Origin of the sequence: Microbacterium sp. K27 (genome assembly GCF_004794435.1) — a bacterium.
In the GTDB taxonomy this organism is placed as follows: Bacteria; Actinomycetota; Actinomycetes; order Actinomycetales; family Microbacteriaceae; genus Microbacterium; species Microbacterium maritypicum_A.
This window is the reverse complement of the sequence record NZ_SSDK01000022.1, coordinates 22,754-44,928: the sequence shown is the minus strand read 5'-3', so window position 1 is coordinate 44,928 and position 22,175 is coordinate 22,754. Positions and strand designations below refer to the sequence as shown.

The following is a 22,175-nucleotide window of genomic DNA, read 5'->3' as shown; positions in this document are numbered from 1 at the left end:
CCGCTGACAACGCCACGCCGGCGTGGCGGGCGCCGGTGTGGCGTTGTCAGCGGCGGCATCCGTCGCCGACTGAGCGGCGACCTCTGCGGCCTCGGCGGACGGCACGGCGTCGTTCGACGCGGGTGCCGACTGGTCCTGGGGGTTGTCTTCGTTCATGGTGTGTGCTCCTTCGACGACCATTTCAGAATGACGCCTGTATCTGTGCGTTCCTTATGCCGAAGATGAGTTTCAGCTATGGCCTTAGCCTGTTCTTCATGAGTGTCATTCCCGGCGCATGGCGTCGTACAGCAGCGGGTGCAGGTCTGCTCGCTGCGGACGGAACCGTCGCGCCCACCATCTTCGCAGAGATGTCGGCAGCAGCGGCCCGAACCGGAGCGATCAATCTCGGTCAGGGTTTCCCCGACGAAGACGGTCCCGCAGCGGTGCTGGAGGCGGCGCGACAGGCCATCGCAGATGGAGCGAACCAATATCCTCCCGGTCGCGGAACCCCGGATCTCCTCGACGCCATCAGCGCTCATCAGCGTCGCTTCTACGGGTTGACCGTCGATCCCACACGCGAGGTGATCGTGACGGCCGGGGCGACGGAAGCGCTGACCGCGACACTGCTGGCGCTGATCGACGGCCCGGACGACGAGGTGGTCGTGTTCGAGCCGTACTACGACTCCTACGCCGCGGCCGTGGCTCTCGCGGGGGCGCGCCTTCGCACCGTCCCGCTGCGGGCCCCGGACTTCCAGCCCGACCTCGACCGACTCGCGGCAGCGGTGACCGACCGCACCAGGATCATCCTGGTCAACGACCCGCACAACCCCACGGGCGCGGTGTTCGGGCGCGAGGTTCTCAGCGAGGTGGTGCGTCTGGCGGAGAGGCACGACGCGATCATCGTCACCGACGAGGTGTACGAGCACCTGGCCTTCCATGCGCCGCACACGCCGATCGCGACCCTCCCCGGAGCGGCCGAGCGCACACTGACCATCTCGTCCGCCGGCAAGACCTTCTCCACGACGGGATGGAAGATCGGCTGGGTGCACGGGCCGGCCGCGCTCATCACGGCCGTGCTGACGGTGAAGCAGTACCTCACGTATGTGAACGGCTCCCCCTTCCAGCCTGCCATCGCTGTGGGGCTGCGGATGGACGACGCGTACTTCGCGGATGCGGCCGCCGCGCTCGCGCGAAAGCACGAGATCCTCGGAGCCGGGTTGAGGGAGGCCGGATTCACCGTGCACGCCCCGCAGGGCGGCTACTTCACCGTCGCCGATGCGACCGCACTGGGCGGCGCGGACGCCGCAGCGTTCTGCCGCGCTCTGCCGGAACGCGCGGGCGTCGTCGCGATCCCGCTCACGGCCTTCGTCTCCGAGGCGCACTGGGGCGAGTACTCGGGCCTGGTGCGCTTCGCGGCCTGCAAGCGCGTCGACGTGCTCGACGAGGCGGCTGCGCGTCTCGCAGGCTTCTCCGCCTGACTGCGGATCAGGAGGGAGCCCCGGGGGCGACCGCTCCGCCGGGGACGGTGTCATGCGGCACGACCGCGTAGCGCCGCACCCGCAGCGACGGGTTGGTCGCCCGCACGCGCGCGATCGTCTCCCCCTCCACCACGGCGACCGCGATCCCGGGAGCAGTGCCCACACCGGCGAGGATCACGCCCTGCGGATCGATGACCTGCGAATGTCCAACGCCGATCGGAGTCGGGTGGTCCGCGGCGATCACATAGACGGTGTTCTCGATCGCACGGGCGGCGAGCAGCGTGGTCCAGTGATGCTCCTTGAGCGGTCCTCTGACCCACTCCGCCGGCACGACGAGGGCGTCGGTCTGCGCATCGACGAGCGAACGGGCCACCTCGGGGAAGCGGAGGTCGTAGCAGGTCATGAGTCCGAAGCGCAGACCGCCGAGGTCGAAGGTGGCCGCTGGGCCCAGCTCACCCGGTTCGACCCAGTCGGACTCCCGCTGCCCGAATGCGTCGTACAGATGCTGCTTGCGGTACACGGCGAGTATGCCGTCGCCGCGCACCGCCACGACGGAGTTCCGCACCCGCTCACCGTCCGCGGCCCGCTCCGCGAGACCGGCCACGATCACGACGGCGTACTCGGCGGCCAGAGCGGCCAAGGTCGCGACGAACTCCCCATCGAGGTCCTCGGCGTTTACCGCGAGGCTCTCGTCCAGAGGATCGACGAAGTAGCTCGAGTACTCCGGGAACACGACCAGCTTCGCACCACGCGCGGCGGCATCGGCCGTCAATTCCGCGATCCGCTCGCGGTTGTCGGCTCGGGATGCGGTGGGCGCGAACTGGCACACGGCGACGGGGACGGCTGCGATCTCGGACATGACTCCATCCTCTCGCATCGACACGCCCGGGACGTCGCCCCGATGCCCTCTCGATTCGACCGACTCCGGAATCCGTGATAAGTTTCTTCTTGTGCCGCGGGGTGGAGCAGTTCGGTAGCTCGCCGGGCTCATAACCCGGAGGTCGCAGGTTCAAATCCTGTCCCCGCAACAAATGAAAGGCCCCCTGACTCGGAGAAATCCAGGTCAGGGGGCCTTTCGCTTTGCTTCGGGTGCGACGCACTCGATCGGATTCGATCGAGTGCGTCGCACCCGGCTCAGATCAGGTCGGCCACCAGACGTTCGATCCGGGCGCGGATGTCGTCCCTGATCGGTCGCACGGCGTCGATCCCCTGTCCGGCAGGATCGTCGAGCTCCCAGTCCTCGTAGCGCTTTCCCGGGAAGAACGGGCAGGCATCGCCACAGCCCATCGTGATCACGACATCGGAGGCCTGCACGGCTTCGGTGGTCAGCACCTTGGGCGATTCCGCCGTGATGTCGACACCGAGCTCGGCCATGGCTTCCACCGCGACCGGGTTGATCTGATCCGCGGGCAGGGAACCGGCAGAGCGCACGTCGATCCGATCCCCCGCGATGTCACGCAGGAAACCCGCGGCCATCTGCGAGCGGCCGGCGTTGTGCACGCAGACGAACAGGACGGAGGGCTTGACGGGTACGTCGGTCATCGGATGCTCCTCGCGGGCGTGCTGTCGGAATTCTCTGCGGCGTGATCGGCGGTTGCCGGAATCAACTCCATTCTCGCCCGAACCGTGCCGACCTGGACGAGGGGATTCCCACAGCAGCCGCCGCCTTCGCCATCGAAGTCACCCGATCCCCCGCAGACACCCGTCGCAGGCAGGGTGAGCTGCGTGCTCCGCGCGGCGATCAGGTCGCCCGCGAGCTGTGCGGCGACGCTGCGTGCCTGCTCGAATCCCGTGAGCGCCAGGAATGTGGGCGCACGCCCGTAGCTCTTCGCGCCGATGATGTAGAAATCGTCTTCCGGCTGGGTGAGCTCGACCGCCCCTGTCGCCCCGACCGACCCGCAGGAGTGGACGTTCGGGTCGATGTCCGCGGCGATGCCGGCCACCGCCTCCAGAGTGGGGTCCCATGCCACACGCACCTCCGAGAGCATGCCGAGGTCGGGACGGAATCCCGTCAAGGCGAACACGTGCGAGACGCCCCTCACCGCACCTCCGCTGTCCGCAATGATCGTGAGACCCTCTTCGTCCGCGCGGAACTCCGCGACGCGGAACCCCTGGATGACATCGACGAGACCGGACTCGATGACTTTTCGAGCCCGCGCGCCCAACGCCGCGCGCTCGGGAAGCGCATCGCCCGTTGCGCCACCGAGCAGGCGGGACGCCGCCTTTCCCCGGCGCATCAGCCACGAGACCCGTGTACCGGGGTGTCGTCGCGCCAACGCGGTCAGGCGCAGCACGGTGTGCGTGGCCGAGTGCCCGGACCCGATGACGGCCACGTGCCGCCCGGCCTGGGCCGTGACATCATCCGGGATCCGATAGGAGATATGCGAGGCGAAGCCTGTCTCGCCGATCGCGGGGAGCCCCTCGGCTCCGGCCGGATTGGGGCGACCCCAGGTACCGCTCGCATCGACGACGGCTCGTGCACCGATCCGGAGTTCTTCGCCATCCGCGCCGATCGCATGAACGACGAAGGGCTGTCCTGCGCGACCGCTCTCGACCACACGGTCCCGCCCCTTGCGCGCGACGCCGGTGACCGTCGTCGAGTAGCGGACCCGCTTCCCCAGCACCTCAGCGAGGGGCGCGAGATACCGCACGATCCACTCCGCGCCGGTCGGATACCCGTCCGTCGGAGGGGTCCATCCCGAGGGTTCCAGCAGGCGACGGGAGGCCGCATCGGTCAGCTCGGGCCAGCGGGAGAACAAGCGCACGTGCCCCCACTCGGAGACCGCGGTGGCGGGGCTCGACCCACGTTCCAACACGATCACATCGCACCCGCGCTCGGTGAGGTGTGCGGCGACGGCTAGCCCCTGGGGGCCTGCGCCGATGACGACGACGGGAAGCTCGGACATCACGTTCCTTACATTGATGAACTTCGATATGAACACAGTGCGTGATCTATCGATGTTTGTCAATACGTGGATAGCATGGCCCTATGACCATCCCTGCCACGATCGACGCCGGCACCTCCTGCTGCGTACCGCGCATCACCTCGACCATCAGCACCGAGGAGGCCGAGAAGGTGGCGCGCGTGTTCAAGGCGCTGGGAGATCCGACCCGTGTGCGTCTGCTCTCCCTCATCGCCGCCGGTGACGGCGGGGAGGCGTGCATCTGCGATCTCACGGAGCCCGTCGGGCTCTCTCAGGGCACCGTTTCCCACCACATGAAGATCCTCTCCGACGCAGGACTCGTCAGGCGCGAGCAGCGTGGACGTTGGGCGTACTTCTCCCTCGACGTCGAGGCCATCGACGCCGCCTCCGCCGCACTTCGGCCCGCCTGACCGAGGAAGGTCCACCGGACAGACGCGAATGGGCGCCCCCGGAGGGACGCCCATTCGATGCGGATGTCTCGAATCAGTTGCCTGCGGCGGAGTCGAGCTCGATCAGCTTCTGCACCGCTGCGGTGAGACGCTCGTCCGCCTCGGCGAACTTCGCGAGGTCTCCCGCCTTCAGTGCCGTCTCACGGTCGACCAAGGCAGACTGCGCAGCCGCCAGCGCCTCCGCCTCGGCCCCCGTGGGCTGCGTGGGCTCCGTCGTCGGCACCTCGCCGGTATCAGGCACCTGAGCGTCCGGATCGGGTTCGACCGTGTCATCGCCGCCGGTTGCACCGGAGTCACCGCCGAAGAGGGTATCGAGGGCTTCGGTGAGCGTGTTCTCGAAGGCCACGCGGTCACCGAAGGCGACCAGCACCTTCTGCAGTCGAGGCAGCTGCGTCCCCTCGGACGACTGCACGTACACGGGCTGCACGTAGAGCAGACCGCCACCGACGGGCAGTGTCAGCAGGTTGCCGTAGATGACCTCGGACTCCCCCTGCTGCAGCAGGTTGAGCTGAGGCACCACGGACGTGTCCGAGTTGTAGGTGTTCTGCACCTGACCGGGGCCGGGGACGGTCGTGTCGGTGTCGATCTCGAGCATGCGCAGCTGGCCGTAACCCTCTGCCTTCTTGCCCTTCTCCGAGCCGGCGTCCGAATCGACCGCGAGGTAGCCCATCAGCACGTCACGGCTTCCACCCGCGCCCTGCGAGTTCGGGATGAACGTCGAGAACATCGAGAATCTCGGAGTGTCCTGCCCCGGCATCTGCATGGTCAGGTAATACGGCGGCTGCAGCATCGATTCGCTGCGCGGGTCGTTCGGCGTCTGCCACCGGTTGTCCTGCTGTGCGAACGATCCGGCCTTGTCGACGTGGTAGACCCCGAGGATGTCACGCTGCACCTTGAACAGGTCGGTCGGGTAGCGCACGTGGCTCATGAGCTCGCCGGACATCTCGCTGATCGGCTTCACCGTCGACGGGTAGACCTTCTGCCAGGTCTTCAGCACCGGGTCCTCGTCGTCCCACGCGTAGAGCGTCACGGAGCCGTCGTAGGCGTCGACCGTCGCCTTGACCGAGTTGCGGATGTAGTTGATGTCGTCGATGGCGAGCGTCGGCGACGGGATGTTGGAGTCGGCGATCGCATCCGACAGGCTCACGCTCGTCGAGTACGGGTACGTCTGACTCGTGGTGTAGCCGTCGACGATCCAGACGATGCGGCCGTCCACCACGCTCGGGTACGGGTCGCTGTCGAGCTCGAGGTACGGCGCCACCTTCTGGACGCGCGTCTTGGGATCGCGGTCGTAGAGGATCTGCGAGTCCTCGTTCACCAGGTTCGAGAACAGGATCTGCTCGGACTGGAACTTCAGCGCGTAGAGGAGCTTCGTGAACGTGTCACCGATCTTCGGACCACCGTTCCCCTCGAACGTGGTCTTCGTCTCGCTCGAGCCGTCCTTGCCGCGCGGGTAGTCGATCTCCGCAGGCTCCGACCCCTCGGGGGCGCCGACGATCGAGTACTCGGGCGAGTTCTCGCCGAAGTACACGCGCGGCTCGAAGTTCTCGCGGTCCGACAGGAACCCGGAGGTGGGGATGCCGCGCTCGAGGAACACCGGTTCGCCGTCCGTGGTGCGCTGGTTTCCGGCGGCGGCGACGAGGCCGTAGCCGTGGGTGTAGACCGCGACGCGGTTGTTCCAGTTGTCGCCGTCGCCGAGTCCGGACATGTCGAGGTCGCGCACGGAAACCACGGTGTCCTGCATCTTCCCGTCGATCTCGTACCGGTCGACGTCCATCGTCGTCTGGAACTGGTAGTACCCGCGGTACTGCTCGAGCTGGCGTACCGTCGGCGGGATGACCTTCGGGTCCATGATGCGCGTCGAGGCGGTGGTCTCGGCGTCGGCGCGCAGCTGCCCCGCCTCTGCGTCGGTCTTGGCGGCGAAGGGCGTGGTCTCGAGGTCCGCGACCCCGTACGCCTCCTTCGTGCCGTCGATGTTCCGCTGGTAGTACTCGGCCTGGTAGGCGTTCTGGTTCGGCTTCACCTGGAAGGTGGTGACCACCCACGGGTATCCCACGCCGACGACGAGCGACGCCACGATGAGCAGCGCCGTCGCGGCCAGCGGGAAGCGCCAGCGGCCGATGACGGCGGTGACGAAGAAGAGGATCGCGACGACGGCGGCGATGATCGCGAGGATCGCGAGACCCGGGATCGTCGCGTTCACGCCCGTGTACGCCGCGCCCGTGATGCGGTCGTCGGGCTCGACGAGCGTCTTGTACTGATCGAGCCAGAGGCTCGCCGCCTGCACCAGCAGGTAGAGGCCCGCGATGACCGCGAGCTGGATGCGTGCGGGCTTCGAGATGCGCAGCTCACCCTGGCCGATGCGCACCGAGCCGTACAGGTACGACACGAGGGCGGTGACCAGGAGCGAGAGCAGCAGAACGGCCGAGATGAAGGCGAGCAGGATCGTGTAGAACGGCATCGCGAACATGTAGAAGCCGGTGTCGATGCCGAACTGCGGGTCGACGTCGGACGTCGCCACACCGTTGGCCCAGAGCCAGACGGTCTTCCACTGCCCCGCGGCCGCGAAGCCGGCGAACAGTCCGAAGAAGATGGGCATGCCCCACATCGCCAGGCGACGCAGCGGTTCGATGACCTCCTGGTACCGATCCAGCTGCGAGCTGAGTCGCACGTACACCGGACGCAGGCGGTACGCGAGTTGGATGACGACGAACAGCGGAACGGCCATCCCGAGGAAGCCGACCACGAACATCACCGCCGTGGCGATCCACTGCGTCGTGAGGACGCCGGTGAAGCCCACCTGGTCGAACCAGAGGAACTCGGTGTACAGGGAGGCGAACACGAAGAACACCGCGATCAAGGCGGCGATGATCACCAGGGAGATGCCGAGAATGCGTCGTGAGGTTCGAGGCGTGGCCGGGTTCGGAGCTGAAGGCGAGGAGGTCACCCCACCATCCTAGGCATCGCTCACTGTGGGCAGGCTGTCATCCCGGTCACGGCGAGGTCACGGCCGCACATGTGTGTTCAGCTCCCGGCGCGTTCGCAGGTCGGAAGAGCGGCGACGTCTCCGTCGTCCGCGATGACCTCGAGCGCGGCGAGAGACTCGTCGAGCGTCGCGGTGCGGATGACCTGGAGCCCGTCCGGCACATGCCCGACGACCTCATCGCAATTGGCCTCGGGAGCGAGGAAGTACTCGGCACCCGCGTCCCTGGCACCGTAGAGCTTCTGCCGGATGCCGCCGATAGGCCCGACGGTGCCGGCCGCGTCGATCGTGCCGGTACCGGCCACGTCCTTCCCGCCGTTGAGCTCGCCCTCGGTCAGCGTGTCGATGATGCCCAGCGCGAACATCATCCCGGCGCTGGGGCCGCCGACGTTGTCGAGCTGGATCGTGACGTCGATCTCGAAGTCGTAGTCGGTGCGGAGCGTGATGCCGATGAGCCACAGGGTCGCGTCGCCCTCGGTGTGCTTCTCCGGAGTGATCTCGACGGTCTGCTCGGCTCCGGCGCGCAGCACGGTGAGCTGCACGGGGGCTCCCTCGGCGGCCTGGATCGCCTCGCGCAGCTGCGTCGCAGAGGTGACCGGCGTGCCGTCGATCGCGGTGATCACATCGTCGGCTTCGAGGATGCCGGCGGCCGGGGAGTCGGCGACGGCGTCGACGACGACGACCTGAGCACCGGTGTCGTATCCGAGCTCGTTCAGCGCAGCGGCCGTCGCCTCGTGCTGCGAGTCCACCATCAGCGTGGCGTTGCGCTCGTCGCGCTGCTCACTCGTCACCCCCTGCGGGAACACCGTGTCGAGCGGGACGACCGCCTTGGACGAGTCCATCCACGCCAGTGCCAGCTCGAACCAGCTCGGTGTGCGCTCGCGGTTGCCGACGACCTGGACCGTCGTGAGGTCCAGAGTGCCCGCGGTCTCGAAGGTCTCGGCGCCCTCGACGCTGATCAGCGGAACCTGCTCGCCGTCCGCTCCCTCCGCAGTGCCGAGGGTGTCGTACACCGGGCCCGGCCGCTGGATCACGTAGGGCGACGGCAGGAACGTCAGCACGACCAGGGCGATGAGCGCGACGATCAGCGCCCAGACTCCGAGTCCGAGCTTCCCAGACCGCGTTCGATCCACTGCATTCCTCCGTCGTTCGCGAGCGGCGTACACCGATCTGCCCGCATCGGGTTCGCGCGCAGAAACCTGTGACTAGCGTAGAGGCCACGGCAACAGAAGTGCTGAGAGGGCGAGCGACATGGCAGACAACGACCCGACACCCGAGGACTTCCAGGAATTCCTGCGGAAGATGCTCTCGAATCAGGGCGGCGGGGACATCGACCCCGAAGCGCTCCGGGGCGCCTTCGAGGGGATGGACGGCTTCACACTCGATCCCGCGATGATGCAGACGATCATGTCGCAGCTGCAGGGCGCCTTCGGTGGCGACCCCTGGGAGAACGCGCTGCGCCAGGCCCTGTTCATCGCCAACCGCGACGGGCAGGGTGTGACCGACGGTTCACGCACCTCGCTCGCCGATTCCTTCGCGCTGGCGAATCTGTGGCTCGGCGAGGCGACGACGATCTCGGAGCTCTCCGAGACACCGACAGCGATGACCCGCGGCGAGTGGGTCGAGAAGACGCTGCCGGTGTGGAAGGAGATCGCCGACCCGGTGTCGACGAGCATCGCGGACGCGCTGACCTCCGCCCTGGACACGCAGGTGCCGGAGGAGATGCGCGACGTCGTCCAGGGGGCAGGCAAGCTGATGCGAGGCCTGGGCGGCTCGGTGTTCGCCGCGCAGTTCGGTCAGGTGCTCGGCAACCTCTCGCTCGAGGTGGTCTCCGGAGGCGATGTCGGCATCCCCGTGCTCCCCGCGGGGACGGCGGCCGTCATCCCGCAGAACCTCACCGCGTTCGGCGAAGGTCTCGAGATCCCCGAAGACCAGATCGCGCTCTACCTCGCCACCCGCGAGCTCGCGTACGCGCGGCTCTACCGGCACGCGAAGTGGCTCCACCTGCACGTGATGGCGCAGATCACGGACTTCGCGCGCGGAGTCACCGTCGATGTGGACGCGCTGGAAGACGTGGCCAGCCGCCTCGACCCCTCCGACCCCGAGGAACTGCGCGCGGCGATCGAGGGCGGCGCTCTCCTCCCCGTGCAGAGCGAGGCGCAGCGCGAGGCGCTCACCCGACTCGAGAACCTCATCGCGACGATCGACGGCTGGGTGGACGTGGTGACAGCCGAGGCGACCTCGCGGCTGCCCGACGGTGCCCGCATCGCGGAAGCCGCTCGACGCCGACGTGCCGTCGGCGGCCCTGCGGAAGACGCACTCGGCGCACTGGTCGGGCTCAAGCTGCGCCCCCGACGCATACGCGAAGCCTCCGCGATGTGGCAGGCGGTGACCGACGCCGTCGGCATCAGCGGACGCGACTCGCTGTGGGACTACCCCGACCTGATGCCGACGGCCGAGGACATCGACGACCCGAGCGGACTCGTCGCCCGGCTGCAGGCGGCTGAGCGTGGCGAACAGCCGGTGGCCGACGAGTTCGATGAAGCACTGGCCCGCCTGCTCGACGGCGACGACTTCTCGGCCGACGAGCCCGCAGCGGGAACCACGGATGAGGCGGACGGAGACGGCGACGCGGCCCCGGAGGGCGACCGACCGGTCTGAGGCAGGGTGCGGGCGTCCGAGGATGCCCGCACCTCTCCTCCCCCGCTCGACGAACGTCGGCGAGTTGTCCACGGATGCCCGGTTGCGGCCCCGCGATGCCGCCATCCTCTCCACAATCGGAGAGATGCCGCTCACCCCTCCGCTCCTTACACGTCTGCACCCGAGCTCTCCCCTGCTGTGGCGCGACGAGCACACCCTTCAGCTCGGCGATGACGGCGGTCTGCGCATCGATGCGGAGGACCCCTGGGTGGAACCGCTTCTCAGCCGGTTGCGCTCCGGTTTCCGGCGGGGTTCCTTCGACGTGATCGCGCACGCGGCCGGCGCTCCGCGGGAGGCGGCACGCACACTCCTCGCGCGTCTCGACGACGTGCTCCTCGACGATGTCGATGCGGCACGCCCTGCCTGGGTCGAGAACATCGGCATCGCCGACGGCCGGAGCGAGTACCGGATGCGCGAGGCGCTCTCCGACGAAGGCATCGAACTCGTGGAGATCGGTCACCGGCCCGGCGTGGCCATCGTGCTCGTGAACGGCGTGTCCGCGGCACTGCAGTTCGCCCGCTACCTGCGCGAGGACGTCGCGCACCTACCGGTCGCGTTCGACCCCGGCCGCGTGACCGTCGGGCCACTCGTGGTCCCCGGTGTGTCCGCCTGTCTCGCGTGTCGCGACGCCCATGCCCGAGACCTCGACCCGGCCTGGCCACTGCTGCACACGCAGATGATCGGTCGTGATCCGGGCCCGATCCGCGCCGCGCAGGTCGCTGAAGCCGGGCGGCTCGCCGCGCTGCTCCTCGCCGACGACGAAGGTGCGTCCGGGAGGATGGTGCGGATCAGCGCGGACGGTTCCCGCGAGTGGCGTCCGGTGTCGTTTCACGAAGAATGCCGGTGCCGCGGCCCGTGGTCCCCATCTCAGCGAGGAACCGCGACGGAGAGCGTTCCCCCCGACCCGCCGATCTCGACCACGACAGCGCCAGCGTACGGGCGGCGCGCGTGACGCCCACGTAGGCCAGTCGCCGCTCCTCGTCGATCGCCTCGAACGTCGTCGCATACGAGATCGGCAGCGATCCCTCCGCCCATCCGGCGAGGTACACGTGCGGCCACTCCAGCCCCTTGGCGGCATGCAGGGTCGACAGCGTGACGGTGCGCATGGTCGGCTCGTGCTGGTCCTTCGCCCGCGCCATCAGCGCGTCGCTGAAGCTTCGCAGATCCGCCTCGGGCCCCGCCTCCTCCGCGAGCCGGAGGATGGCACGTCGCGCCTCCCATCCGCTGCGCTGCGCTCCCCCTGCCGCCGGCGGCTCCTCTGTGAGACCGAGCTCGCGAAGCACCCGCTCCACCCCGGGGAGGAAGCCCTGCTCGCTGGGAGCCACGGCGGCGGCCCGGAGCGCGAGGATCGCCTGACGAACCTCCGGCATGGCGAAGAAGCGTGTGCCGCCCAGCACCGACGTCGCGATGCCCTCGGCGGCGAGCGCCTGCTGCAGAACCGCGGACTGCGCGTGCGCCCGGTAGAGGACTGCGATCTCCGAGGGGGAGGCACCCGCCTCGATGCGGGCGGAGATGGCCGCAGCGATCCCCGCGGCCTCCTCACCCTCGGTGTCGTAGGCGGTGATGGTCGGCGCATCCGCGGTGAACTGCTCCCGGGCCGGCACGAGCTCCAACGCGCCGGGGCGGCCGTGCATCAGGGCGTTGGCTGCGGTGAGGATCGGCGGTTGCGAACGGTAGTTCGTCTCCAGCCGCACGACCGTCGCGTCCGGGTGGCGGCGCTCGAACTCGAGCAGGAACCGCTGCTCGGCCCCCGCGAACGAATAGATGGTCTGGCTGGCATCACCGACCACGCAGATGTCGTGGCGATCGCCCAGCCAGAGCTCGAGCAGCCGGTTCTGCAACGGCGAGACGTCTTGGAACTCGTCGACCGTGAAGTGCCGGTACTGCTCGTGGACGGATGCGGCGACCCGGGGCTCCGCCTCCAGCATGCCCGCGCAGGCGAGGAGCACGTCTTCGAAGTCGAGCTGACGACGATCGTCCTTCAGCGCTTCGTAGCCCCGCATCAGTTCGATCAACTGGCCCGCATCGACACCGCTGATCGGACGCCCGAGTGCCGCGTACTGGTCGATCGACAGCATCGAGACCTTGCGCCACTCGATCTCGGAGGCGATGTCGCGCAGCGTGGCCGTGCTGGGACGGAGGCGTATCGCGTCGGCGGCCTGCCCCAGCATCCGCACCTTGTTGTCGATGATCGAGGGCGCCGGGGAACCGGCCAGCGTGGGCCAGAAGAAGTTCAGCTGAGCGAGTGCTGTCGCGTGGAAGGTGCGGGCAGCCACGCCCTCGACTCCGAGAGCACGCAGGCGACCGCGGAGCTCGCCCGCAGCCTTGGCGGTGAACGTGACGGCCATGACACGCGAAGGCGAGTAGGCGCCGGTGTCGACGCCGTGCGCGATGCGATGCGTGATCACCCGTGTCTTTCCGGTCCCGGCACCGGCGAGCACGGCGACGGGTCCCCGCAGCACGGATGCCGCTGCCCGCTGCCGCTCATCGAGGGCATCGAGTGCGCTCACGCGTGGTCCTCGTACCATTCGACGATCAGGGCACGGGCGATGGATGCCGGGCCCGGAAGGCCCACAGGCCCGTCTCCGGCGAGTGCGGAGCCGATCTCCGCGCGCGTGAACCAGCGCACCTCGATGATCTCTTCCCCGTCGGGGCGTGCAGCGGACTCATCGTCGACCACGGCGCGGAAGCCCACCATGAGCGAGCGCGGGAACGGCCAGGCCTGGGACGAGACGTACCGCAGGGCGGACAGCCGCACGCCCGACTCCTCCTCGATCTCGCGATACGCGGTCGATTCGAGGGACTCCCCGGCCTCCGTGAAGCCCGCGAAGCACGAGAACATCCGTCCGCCCCAGTTCGCGTTGGCGCCGAGCAGGAGGCGCTCGCCGTCCCGGCTCTCGACGGCGACGATCACCGCTGGATCCGTGCGCGGGAAATGCTGGCGCCCGCACACGAGGCAGCGCCGCGACCATCCGCCTTGCTGAAGTCGCGTCGCTCCACCGCACGCAGGGCAGAACGGGGCATCGCGCAGCCATCCCGCGAGGGCGATCGCGCCGATCAGGAGCTCGGACTCCTGCCCGTCGAGGCGTCCACCGAGATCACGGAGGCCGAGCCAGATCTCGTCCGGGGCCGTGTCGAGTGCGTCGTTCTCCGGCGGGGCGGCGGCGAGGAGCAGCACGGTGCCGTCGACATCGCGGCCGAGGAGAGCCCAGGTCGCCTCGACGACCGCATCCGGTGCGACGCGCAGCAGCGCGGAATCGACGACCCGGACACGTCCCTCACGCACGACGATGACGCGGGTCGCCGGGTCGGCGCGCAGACGATCGAGCACATCCGGCTCCTCGCGGAGTTCGGCTGCACGGTCGAGGGACGGGCGCTGAATGGTCATCGACTCCCTCTTTCACGGGCGTGGCGGAGGCGGGACCGCCCCTGAGCCGACCTACCCTGGGGGCATGGGACGCTCTCCTTTCACTCTAGCCGCGGCAGTGACCGCCGCACTGCCCGGGGCGGAGGTCACGGGTGCCCGCGGTCTGAGCGCGGACGGCGACGGTCGATTCGACTCCGCCATCGCCTCGCTGGCGGACGGCCGTGAACTCGCGATCCGCGTCGCGGACGACGACGAGACGGCGCGCGAACTCGCCGCCGAAGCCCTCGCTCTTCGCGCGCTCACCGACGGCGCCCGCGCCATGCTGCCGTTCCGCGCGCCCGCCTACATCGGGGAGACGCGCATCGGCGAGGGTCGCGCGCTCGTCACCGAGCTCCTCCCCGGCTTCCAGATCGAGGCGGCCCTGGTGCCCGCGGGGCGCGGTGCCGCGCCGTCGATGGGAGCCGCGATCGCCGCCGTGCACGGCCTTCCCACCTCGGTCGTCCGGGGCGCAGGACTCGGAACCCGCACCGCCGAGGAGAGCCGCGCCGAATTGGAGCGCCTGATCGACACCGCGGCGGCCACCGGGCGCGTGCCGGCACGTCTCACGGTGCGGTGGCGCGATGCCGTCGCCGACGACGACCTCTGGCGCTTCGAGTCCACCGTGGTCCTCGGAGGCGTGCAGTCGACCTCGTTCCTGTTCGACGACGATCCGGAGCGTGGGCCCGAAGTGGTCGGCCTCGTCGGTTGGCATGGGCTCGCGGTGGGAGACCCGGCGGTCGACCTCTCCTGGCTCTCCGCAGCTCCCGATGCGTCAGACGACGTCCACGCCGCGTATGCCCGCGCCGTCGACCGTGCCCCCGATCCCGGCCTCGAGGTGCGAGCCCGCCTGCTCGCCGAACTCGAGTTCGCACGCTGGCTCGTGCACGGCGACTCCATGCATCGGCCGGACATCGTCGACGATGCCGCCGCACTGCTCGATGCTCTCGCCGAGGGCCTGCGAACGGACGACCTCAGCATCATCGATGCCCGCGCTGCCGGCGTCGACTCCGCCATGGACGCGCTCGACCGCGTGCCCCGGGATGCCGTCGCCGAGGTCGACACCTCCATGCACACCGATGCCTACAACCCCGAAGAACTGTGGATCGAAGTCCCGGAGGAGGCGGAGTCGTCGCCGCAGGACACGGAGTCACTGGAACCGGTGCGCACCATCGACACCGGACGCACGACCGACCGGGACCAGGACGACAGCGCTCACCGCACCGAGATGCTCAGTGTCGAGACCGAGGATCTCTCCGAGGCTCGGAGCATCTTCGCGGGTACCCGTGGTTCCGAGCCCCGCGAACAGACACGTCCTTCCGCATCGGACGCTGCGGCCGAGTACGACGAGTCCGACTCGGACGAAGCTCAGCGTGCGGCGCGGGCAGCGCTCCAGCGCTGGAAGAGCTCTTCCTCCGAGTAGACACGGTCGCCACGGATGATCAGGTCGTCCGCGACGTAGTACAGCGCGACGTCGATCTCCTCCAGAGGCACGTCGAAGCGCCGATGGTACGCCAGACGGTAGAGCGCCAGCTGCAGCATCCGCTCCTCGCGCTCGTCTGCCGTTCGCGGAGCCTTCCCGGTCTTCCAATCCACGATCTCGATGCGTCCACCACGGTCGGCACGTCGGTAGACGGCGTCGAGCTTGCAGATGACGATGTGCGATCCTGCCACCTCCGACGAGGGAAGTCCGGCGCCGAGGGCGAAGTCGATCTCGATCTCGACGGCGATCGGCTGCAGTCCTCCCCATTCGCTGCGCTCGAAGGTCGCCTGCAGAGCGGCGAGATCGGCGGCATCTGCGGTCGCTGCCGCGCCCTCCCGCGTCTCCACCGTCGCCTGCGCGGGTTCCGACGCGATCTCATCCTCGTCGAGCTCCCAGAGGGCCTCATCCGGGCGGCTGCCGACACCGACCAGCTCCGAACGCTGTTCCACCCAGGCGTGGAACAGCGTGCCGAGCCGGGTCTGCCGGTACGGTCGCTCGGGCATGGGTCTGACGATCGAGGAGAGCGTGCCGGAGAAGTCGGTGACGTAGTCCTTGAATCGCGATGCCGGGACGCGCGTCGGGGCGTCCGCGTCGGTTCCGCGCTGCCGCGCCGCACGCTCGGCCAGCAGGCGGGCGAGCTCCACCGACGGTTCCGCCGTCCCGCTGCGGGCGGCGTCATCCACGGCCGCGGCCGCCGCGGACACGACCTCTCGTCGTGCCCCCAACGGGTCGAGGGGCCACCGCAGCGTCGAACCGGGGCCGTCATAGGGGTTGTCGTCGGGGTCGACCGCCTCGACCTCGTCGAGCCCCTGCACCCCGATGGCCTCGACCAGATAGGGGCTCGGGGTGCGCGGAGACTTCTGTCCTGCCCAATGCGCACCGCTGAGAAGCAGATCGGTGCGCGCGCGGGTGACCGCGACGTACGCCAGACGCCGCTCCTCCTGCTGCTGATAGGTCCGGTAGGCATCCTTGAAGCGTTTGATCGCGCCGCCCCGGGGATTCGCCTTCGTCGCACCACCGGACAGTGAGGCCTGCGCGAGCTTCTGGCGCTTGACGGGGTCGGCCTCGTCACCCATCGCCTCGACCGGATCCCACTCGAATCGGGGCAGCGCGTCGCGGTCACCGCGCAGAGCAAACGGAACGACTCCGAAGCCGAACCAGCCGGAGGTGTCGGAGACCCGGCTGGGAAGTTCGTCGACCACGAGCCGCACCACGGCGACCGCGTCCCATTCCAGCCCCTTCGACCCATGGATCGTCAGCAGTTGCACGACTCCGGCCTCCGGCGGCTCGGGCCGTGGCATGAGCTCGTCGGTGCTCTCGGCCTTGTCGAGCCACGCGAGCAGACTGCCGATGCTCCCCCGCTCGTCCGCCGCGAGGAAGGCTCGTACCTCATCGGCGAAGGCCCGCAGCTGGGTCGCGGCGACACGGGCCGGGCCTCTGGTCTCGTTGGCCGCCAACTCGATGTCCAGCCGCAGTTCGAGCTCGACCAGCCGGATCAGCTCGGGGATCGGCTGGGAGGACGCGCGGCGCAGTCGCTCGAGCATCTCCCCCGCCGCACGCACCCTCGCCCTGCCGTCGGGCGTGATGGACTCGAGGAGCCGATAGTCGTCGCGCACCGCCCGCACCACGTCGACCGCGTCGATGATCGAGACCGCCTCGTCGGCACCCCGCGAGGAACGCAGCCGCGCGCGCACCTCCTCGGGCAACGGAGCCATGGCGGGGTCGCGCTCGGAGAGTGTGCGCCCGAGGTCGTAGAGCGCCGCCATGTCGGCAACGCCGACACCGAAACGAGGACCCGTGAGAAGGCGGATGAGCGCCGACCCCGCGGTGGGGTCGTGCACCACGCGCAGCGTCGACACGACGTCGACCACCTCCGGCGTCGCCAGCAGACCGCCGAGGCCGAGGATGCGGTGCGGGATGCCACGCGCCGCGAGCGCGGCGGCGAACGTCTGCATGTGGCGTTTCGAACGGAACAGGATAGCTCCGGTGTGCGGCTTCGCGCCCGGGGACTCACCGGCGCTGCGGGCGTCATGCGCGGCACGGCGCTCGGCGAACCATTCCGCCACGGCGGATGCCTCTTCGTCGACCGTGAACGGGTACTCGATGGTCACGGTGCCTTCCCCGGCGCCGGGGCGCGGTTCGAGCGGCGGCACGTCGAGCCCCGGGCGTTGCAGGGGTTCGAGCACGCGGTTCGCGATCCCGAGGATGCCTCGATCGTTGCGCCAGCTGGTCATGAGGCTGTAGGTCTGCGCCGCTGCGGTGCTCGAGAACGTGCGGGAGAAGGCGTAGAGGTTGTCGGCGCTCGCACCTCGCCAACCGTAGATCGACTGATGAGGGTCGCCCACGGCCATCACCGCGGAGTCGCGGAACAGCTCGGCGAGGAAGCGGGTCTGGATGACCGACGTGTCCTGGTACTCGTCGAGCAGCACGACACGGTGCTGCTCGCGCAGTTCGGCCCGTACGTCGGGAGCCGATTCGACGATGTCGTAGGCCCCGCCCACCTGGTCGGCGAAGTCGAGCACGCCTCGGCGCTGTTTCTCGGCGATGTAGTCGCGCACGAGGCGGGTCAGCGTCGGCAGACTGAGCAGGTTCACCGCCGCCTTCTCGACATCGGCGTTGCCCCGATAGGGCTCGAACGCGAGTGCCTGATCGCGGGCGATGTGCTCGGCACGGTCGAGGTCGACGCGGTGGTCGAGGGCATCGCCGGCGAGCCTCTGCACAGCGTCGATGACCGTGCCGAGCGCGAAATCGATGTTCTCCAGCTCGGGGAGGTCGCTGCGGAGCACCACTTCGCGTGCCAGCATCCAGGAGGCGGCCTGGCTGAGCATCGCCACGTCGGGGTCCCGTCCGATGCGCGCCGCGTGCTCACGGACGATGCCGTCGGCGAAGGCGTTGTAGGTCGAGACGCGCGGCCGGATCATCAGGTCTTCCGCAGCACGAGGGGTCACCGGATCCCATCCCGTTCCGCGCTGCGCAGCGAGTTCGTCGAGCACGTGCGCGCGCACCAGCTCACGCTGTCGGCCCGGCACGGCCTCGTCGACCCTCCGAAGCGACCCGTCCGCCACGATCTCGGGCAGATGCGGGAGGAGCCCCCGGCGTCCGTACTCGTCGATGACCGCGAGCCGATGGGCGATCCGATCCGCGAGCTCTCCTGCGGCTTTGCGCGTGAAGGTGAGGCCGAGGATCTCGTCGCGGCGGACGTGCCCGTTGGCCACGAGCCAGACCACCCGCCCCGACATCGTCTCGGTCTTACCGCTTCCTGCTCCGGCGACGACGAGGGCAGGCTCCGGCGGCGCTTCGATCACCCGCTGCTGTGCGGGTGTCGGCGATGGTTGCCCCAGCGCAGCCGCGATGTCGGTGGCGGAGATGCCCGCACCGCCGCTCCACCCTGCTCCGCTCCGCTCCGGCCCGCTCACGCCCGTCATGAGCTCACCGCCGGCACCGTATGGATGCGGCAGGGGTGCACCCGGCGCTGCGTGTCCGCACAGTGCGACTCGACCTGCGCGGTGAAGCTCGATGCCGACATGCCGCGAGCCGCATCCGACACGCGCTTCAGGTACGCCGTTCGCGACTCATCGTCGAGCGTGTGCTGATGGGCGATGCGGTAGTCGCTCCTGGCGAGTGTCTTGGAGACGATCACGAGTCGAGCGCCGGCCAGCGACGACGACGGCGCCCCCTCGATCAGTCCCTGCTGGACCGCCACCTGATAGGCGGCCAGCTGCGCGTGCTCGATCACACCGGAGTCGGATTCGGGATCATTCTTCCCCGTCTTCAGATCGACCACGACCGTCGGGCCGTCAGGACCCCCCGACATCGGCTCCCAGCCGCGGCCTCGAGCTGCCGGATGCTCGCCGGCGCCCGGCGGGTAGGCTTCCACACGGTCGATGTAGCCGTGGATGATCGCCTTGTGCGCCCGGTCCTCCCCCACCGCGTGCACCGTCGGCGCGATCTCCTCGTCGGTCGCGGGAGCCACGTCGACGGCGAAGCGGAACTCGACCTCACTGCCGATGACGCGCCCTCCCTCCCGGCGCACGTCGCCCAAGTAGGTGTGCAGCCGTTCGACGAGCAGATCGGCACGACGTCGTTCCTTGCGTCCGATCCACTCGGTCTCGAAATCGAGCTCCGGCCAGTGCTCGGCCACGATCTCCCGCATCCGCTCGAGATCTCCTTCGGGTACCCGCTCCATCGCCTCGTGCACGATCGTGCCGATGCCGGCGGTCGGCGGCATCACGGTGTCGCCGCCGAGCGCCGAGACGACCCAGTTGAGGCCGCATTCCTCGTAGGACTCCATCTTCGAGGGCGATACCCGGGCTCCGGTGACGGCGAGATCGCGCAGCGGCGCCTGCGTCGATGGCGGGGTGATCCCGTACCACTCCGCCGGGTCGGCTCCAGGGACGCCTTCGCGAGCGAGGACGGCGAGCTGTGCCGCGGCGGCACGGCGCACGGGCTCGGAGACCGTCGTCGTGAGCATGCGTCGGTGCCGCGCGACGAGTCCGCGCAGGGTGAGCGGGTGCTCCGCCGAGGCATGCCGCTCGGGTGGTTCCGGCGCAGGCAGGAAGCCGAAGAACGGGCTGGGCGTGAGGTCGTCGTCGTCCACCGCCGTGATCAGGAGACGACCGCGTGCACGCGACACAGCGCGCACGAAGAGCCGGAGCTCGTCGTGCAGTGCCGCACGTCGGCGGTCGAGGACCCCTGGAGCCTCGATGGAGATCCCCGTGCGGGCGGCCTGGATCGCATCCGGCAGACGCCAGGTCTGCAGCAGACCGCCACGCAGCCGCACGTTGGGCCAGATGCCGTCCTGCACGCCGGCGACCACGACCGCGTCGAACTCCGTGCCGAGGGCGGTGGCGGGGGTCAGCAGCGTGACCTTTCCCGGCCGGTCGGGAGTCGACAGCGAATCCTCCGGAACCTCGCTGTCGAGGATGTCGCGCACGAAGACCTCGGGCCTCTCGTTCGGCGTACGCTCGACGAAGCGCTTCGCGGCGTCGAACAGAGAGACCAGCGCATCGAGCGAACGAGCCGTCTCCGCTCCCGTCGGCAGCAGCGAGATCTCGCGCCAGGCGACCTGCAGCCGCCGGCCGTCGACGGCCCGAGCCTGATCCCAGACCCGCCACAGCAGGTCGTGGATCGTCTCCCCCGCCGCCGCGCCGCGGGAGAGCGCTTCGATCGTCTCGGCGAACCGTTCGGCCGTGCGCGATTCCGGAGCGTCGATCAGCGTGAGGTGCGCAGGATTCGCCATCGCCCGGCGCAGCAGTTCGCGTGCAGGCGTCGATCCTCCCTGCTCGAGTTCGACGTGTCGGAGGCGCGCACGCAGTCGCCGCAGCCCGATCGCGTCCATCCCTCCGAAGGGGGTGCGCAGCGCCTCCTCGAGTGCGGGCGACGTGCGCTCTTCGACCGGGGTGAGTGCCAGACGCACGATGCCGACGATGTCGCGTACGATCCCCTCGCTGCCGAGCGGGCGCTGCACACCGGCCGCTCGTGTCGGGATCTCCCTGGCGGCGAGTTCGGTCTCGAGTGCGGTGACCTGCCGGGTGTCGTGGGCGATGACCGCCATCCGGTCCCAGCGGATGCCGTCGGAGAGGTGCCACTCGCGCATGACGCCGGCGATGCGATCGAGCTCCTCATAGGGGGAAGGAGCAACGAACGTCGCGACTCCGGCTTCGACCTCTTCGGCGGTCACCGGCACCGGAGCGCGCCGGTGCTCGACCCGTCCGGACACGCCGATCGCCTGCGTCACGGTGCGGGTGAGCGCCGTGAGCGCCGGACGCTGGCGGTGCGGCCCGTCGAGTACGTGCACGTCTCCCAGCACGCCGGCGAGCTGGGCGAACAGCTCGGGGCTGGCTCCACGGAACGACCCGGATGAGATGTCAGGATCGCCGAAGGCGTGCACGGCGATCCCGCGGCTGCGCAAGGCCGTCACGACGGCGATCCCACCGCGGGTGAGCTCCTGCGCGTCATCGATGAGCACCACGCGCAAGGGAGCGAGCGGGCCGAGGGTGTTCGCGTCTGCCGTATCCAGGATGGTGCTCGCCTCGCTGAGCAGATCAGCGGCGTCGCGGTGCGCCGAGCGGAGCGCGTCGAGGACCATGCGGTACTCGACGAGGAACTCCGCCGTCGCCACCCACACCTCGTTTCCCGAGGCCCGGAGTTCCGCGGCGTCGACGCCGATCTCGGTGCACTCGGCGAGGAAGGCACGCAGCTCGGAGCGGAACCCCTTCGAGGCGCGCACGGAAGGGCTCAGCGCGTCGGGCCACCGGATGCGCCCGTCTTCCGCATCTCCGGCGAGCAGTTCGGCGATGATGCGGTCCTGATCGGCACCGGTCAGCAGCGCCGGCGGTTCGGCTCCTTCTCGCACCATCGCTCCACGGACGAGCTGGAAGGCGAAGGAACCGAGCGATCTGGCCAACGGCCCCGGCGTCGCCTGACCGATGCGCACGCCGATCCGATCGCGCAGAGCCGTCGCCGCCTGGCGGTTCGGGGTGAGGGCGAGAACCTGTTCGGGGCGCAGCCCCTCGACGTCGAGCAGGTGCACGACACGCTCGATGAGGGTGCGCGTCTTGCCCGTTCCCGGCGCGCCGATGACGACGCCGGATGCCGACGGCTCTGCGGCGATCACAGCGCGCTGAGCGGTATCGGGTGTCATGACCTCCACGCTATCCGGACGTGCGGACATCGCAGCCCGCACCCGCCAGGCACGTCCGGGGTCGCAGTCGTCCGCGCTGTGCGCTCACGGCGAAACCGGTCCCCGCGGCCGATCCTGCCCGGTGCCCGCGGGG

General features: G+C 69.4%; 13 protein-coding genes and 1 tRNA gene. 5 read left to right on the top strand and 9 right to left on the bottom strand.

The genetic code is table 11. The features are described 5' to 3' along the window. Positions 1-254: 254 nt before the first annotated feature. Positions 255-1,457 carry an aminotransferase class I/II-fold pyridoxal phosphate-dependent enzyme gene (locus tag DW307_RS00950; protein ID WP_136023680.1) on the top strand — a complete coding sequence of 401 codons (1,203 nt, stop codon included), beginning with the start codon at positions 255-257 and terminating at the stop codon, positions 1,455-1,457. Positions 1,458-1,464: 7 nt separating this feature from the next. On the opposite strand, the gene DW307_RS00945 is transcribed toward DW307_RS00950, so the two are convergent. Further along, on the bottom strand, positions 1,465-2,316 hold the full coding sequence (locus DW307_RS00945; RefSeq protein ID WP_136023679.1) for a carbon-nitrogen hydrolase family protein: 852 nt from the start codon (positions 2,314-2,316) through the stop codon (positions 1,465-1,467). A gap of 95 nt (positions 2,317-2,411) precedes the next feature. Between DW307_RS00945 and DW307_RS00940 the strand changes: the two genes are divergently transcribed. Then, positions 2,412-2,485 (top strand) — tRNA-Met (locus DW307_RS00940). 106 nt (positions 2,486-2,591) lie between these two features. On the opposite strand, the gene DW307_RS00935 is transcribed toward DW307_RS00940, so the two are convergent. Together DW307_RS00935 and DW307_RS00930 are read right to left on the bottom strand one after the other, a co-directional pair. After that, positions 2,592-2,999 (bottom strand): arsenate reductase ArsC, encoded by a 408-nt coding sequence (locus DW307_RS00935; protein ID WP_021200357.1) that lies wholly within the window; start codon positions 2,997-2,999, stop codon positions 2,592-2,594. After that, positions 2,996-4,363 (bottom strand): FAD-dependent oxidoreductase, encoded by a 1,368-nt coding sequence (locus tag DW307_RS00930; protein ID WP_205810304.1) that lies wholly within the window; start codon positions 4,361-4,363, stop codon positions 2,996-2,998. Before DW307_RS00930 ends, DW307_RS00935 begins: the two co-directional genes overlap by 4 nt. Before the next feature lie 83 nt (positions 4,364-4,446). Between DW307_RS00930 and DW307_RS00925 the strand changes: the two genes are divergently transcribed. After that, positions 4,447-4,791, top strand: a complete 345-nt coding sequence (locus tag DW307_RS00925) for an ArsR/SmtB family transcription factor (protein ID WP_136023677.1) — start codon at positions 4,447-4,449, stop codon at positions 4,789-4,791. 73 nt (positions 4,792-4,864) lie between these two features. Here DW307_RS00925 and DW307_RS00920 read toward each other — a convergent pair whose 3' ends face one another. Further along, positions 4,865-7,777, bottom strand: coding sequence for a UPF0182 family membrane protein (locus DW307_RS00920; protein ID WP_029260315.1), 2,913 nt, complete (start codon positions 7,775-7,777; stop codon positions 4,865-4,867). A 77-nt stretch (positions 7,778-7,854) separates the two neighbouring features. After that, positions 7,855-8,946 (bottom strand): YlbL family protein, encoded by a 1,092-nt coding sequence (locus DW307_RS00915; protein ID WP_021199640.1) that lies wholly within the window; start codon positions 8,944-8,946, stop codon positions 7,855-7,857. A 118-nt stretch (positions 8,947-9,064) separates the two neighbouring features. Between DW307_RS00915 and DW307_RS00910 the strand changes: the two genes are divergently transcribed. Then, positions 9,065-10,474 carry a zinc-dependent metalloprotease gene (locus DW307_RS00910; RefSeq protein WP_021199639.1) on the top strand — a complete coding sequence of 470 codons (1,410 nt, stop codon included), beginning with the start codon at positions 9,065-9,067 and terminating at the stop codon, positions 10,472-10,474. Positions 10,475-11,301: 827 nt separating this feature from the next. Here the strand turns inward: DW307_RS00910 and DW307_RS00905 are convergent. Both DW307_RS00905 and nudC read right to left on the bottom strand, forming a co-directional pair. After that, positions 11,302-13,041 (bottom strand): ATP-dependent helicase, encoded by a 1,740-nt coding sequence (locus tag DW307_RS00905; protein ID WP_029260317.1) that lies wholly within the window; start codon positions 13,039-13,041, stop codon positions 11,302-11,304. Next, a complete protein-coding gene (gene nudC, locus DW307_RS00900) occupies positions 13,020-13,901 on the bottom strand; it encodes an NAD(+) diphosphatase (RefSeq protein ID WP_029260318.1) in 882 nt (293 codons plus the stop codon). The genes DW307_RS00905 and nudC overlap by 22 nt, the downstream gene beginning before the upstream one ends. A 64-nt stretch (positions 13,902-13,965) precedes the next feature. On the opposite strand from nudC, the gene DW307_RS00895 reads away from it, so the two are divergent. Continuing rightward, positions 13,966-15,339, top strand: a complete 1,374-nt coding sequence (locus DW307_RS00895) for a hypothetical protein (RefSeq protein WP_036331448.1) — start codon at positions 13,966-13,968, stop codon at positions 15,337-15,339. On the opposite strand, the gene DW307_RS00890 is transcribed toward DW307_RS00895, so the two are convergent. Together DW307_RS00890 and DW307_RS00885 are read right to left on the bottom strand one after the other, a co-directional pair. Beyond that, complete coding sequence (locus tag DW307_RS00890) at positions 15,285-18,824, bottom strand: ATP-dependent DNA helicase (RefSeq protein WP_136023676.1); 3,540 nt, start codon at positions 18,822-18,824, stop codon at positions 15,285-15,287. The two genes, DW307_RS00895 and DW307_RS00890, sit on opposite strands and share 55 nt — an antisense overlap. Next, a complete protein-coding gene (locus tag DW307_RS00885) occupies positions 18,821-22,042 on the bottom strand; it encodes an ATP-dependent helicase (protein ID WP_136023675.1) in 3,222 nt (1,073 codons plus the stop codon). Before DW307_RS00885 ends, DW307_RS00890 begins: the two co-directional genes overlap by 4 nt. Positions 22,043-22,175: the final 133 nt, after the last annotated feature.

Bases quoted from the DNA above. Each gene is read 5' to 3' on its own strand.
- DW307_RS00885 (WP_136023675.1), bottom strand. From the start codon at position 22,042: ATGACACCCGATACCGCTCAGCGCGCTGTGATCGCCGCAGAGCCGTCG.
- DW307_RS00935 (WP_021200357.1), bottom strand. From the start codon at position 2,999: ATGACCGACGTACCCGTCAAGCCCTCCGTCCTGTTCGTCTGCGTGCAC.
- DW307_RS00905 (WP_029260317.1), bottom strand. From the start codon at position 13,041: ATGGTACGAGGACCACGCGTGAGCGCACTCGATGCCCTCGATGAGCGG.
- DW307_RS00910 (WP_021199639.1), top strand. From the start codon at position 9,065: ATGGCAGACAACGACCCGACACCCGAGGACTTCCAGGAATTCCTGCGG.
- DW307_RS00895 (WP_036331448.1), top strand. From the start codon at position 13,966: ATGGGACGCTCTCCTTTCACTCTAGCCGCGGCAGTGACCGCCGCACTG.
- DW307_RS00890 (WP_136023676.1), bottom strand. From the start codon at position 18,824: ATGACGGGCGTGAGCGGGCCGGAGCGGAGCGGAGCAGGGTGGAGCGGC.
- DW307_RS00930 (WP_205810304.1), bottom strand. From the start codon at position 4,363: ATGTCCGAGCTTCCCGTCGTCGTCATCGGCGCAGGCCCCCAGGGGCTA.
- nudC (WP_029260318.1), bottom strand. From the start codon at position 13,901: ATGACCATTCAGCGCCCGTCCCTCGACCGTGCAGCCGAACTCCGCGAG.
- DW307_RS00945 (WP_136023679.1), bottom strand. From the start codon at position 2,316: ATGTCCGAGATCGCAGCCGTCCCCGTCGCCGTGTGCCAGTTCGCGCCC.
- DW307_RS00950 (WP_136023680.1), top strand. From the start codon at position 255: ATGAGTGTCATTCCCGGCGCATGGCGTCGTACAGCAGCGGGTGCAGGT.
- DW307_RS00925 (WP_136023677.1), top strand. From the start codon at position 4,447: ATGACCATCCCTGCCACGATCGACGCCGGCACCTCCTGCTGCGTACCG.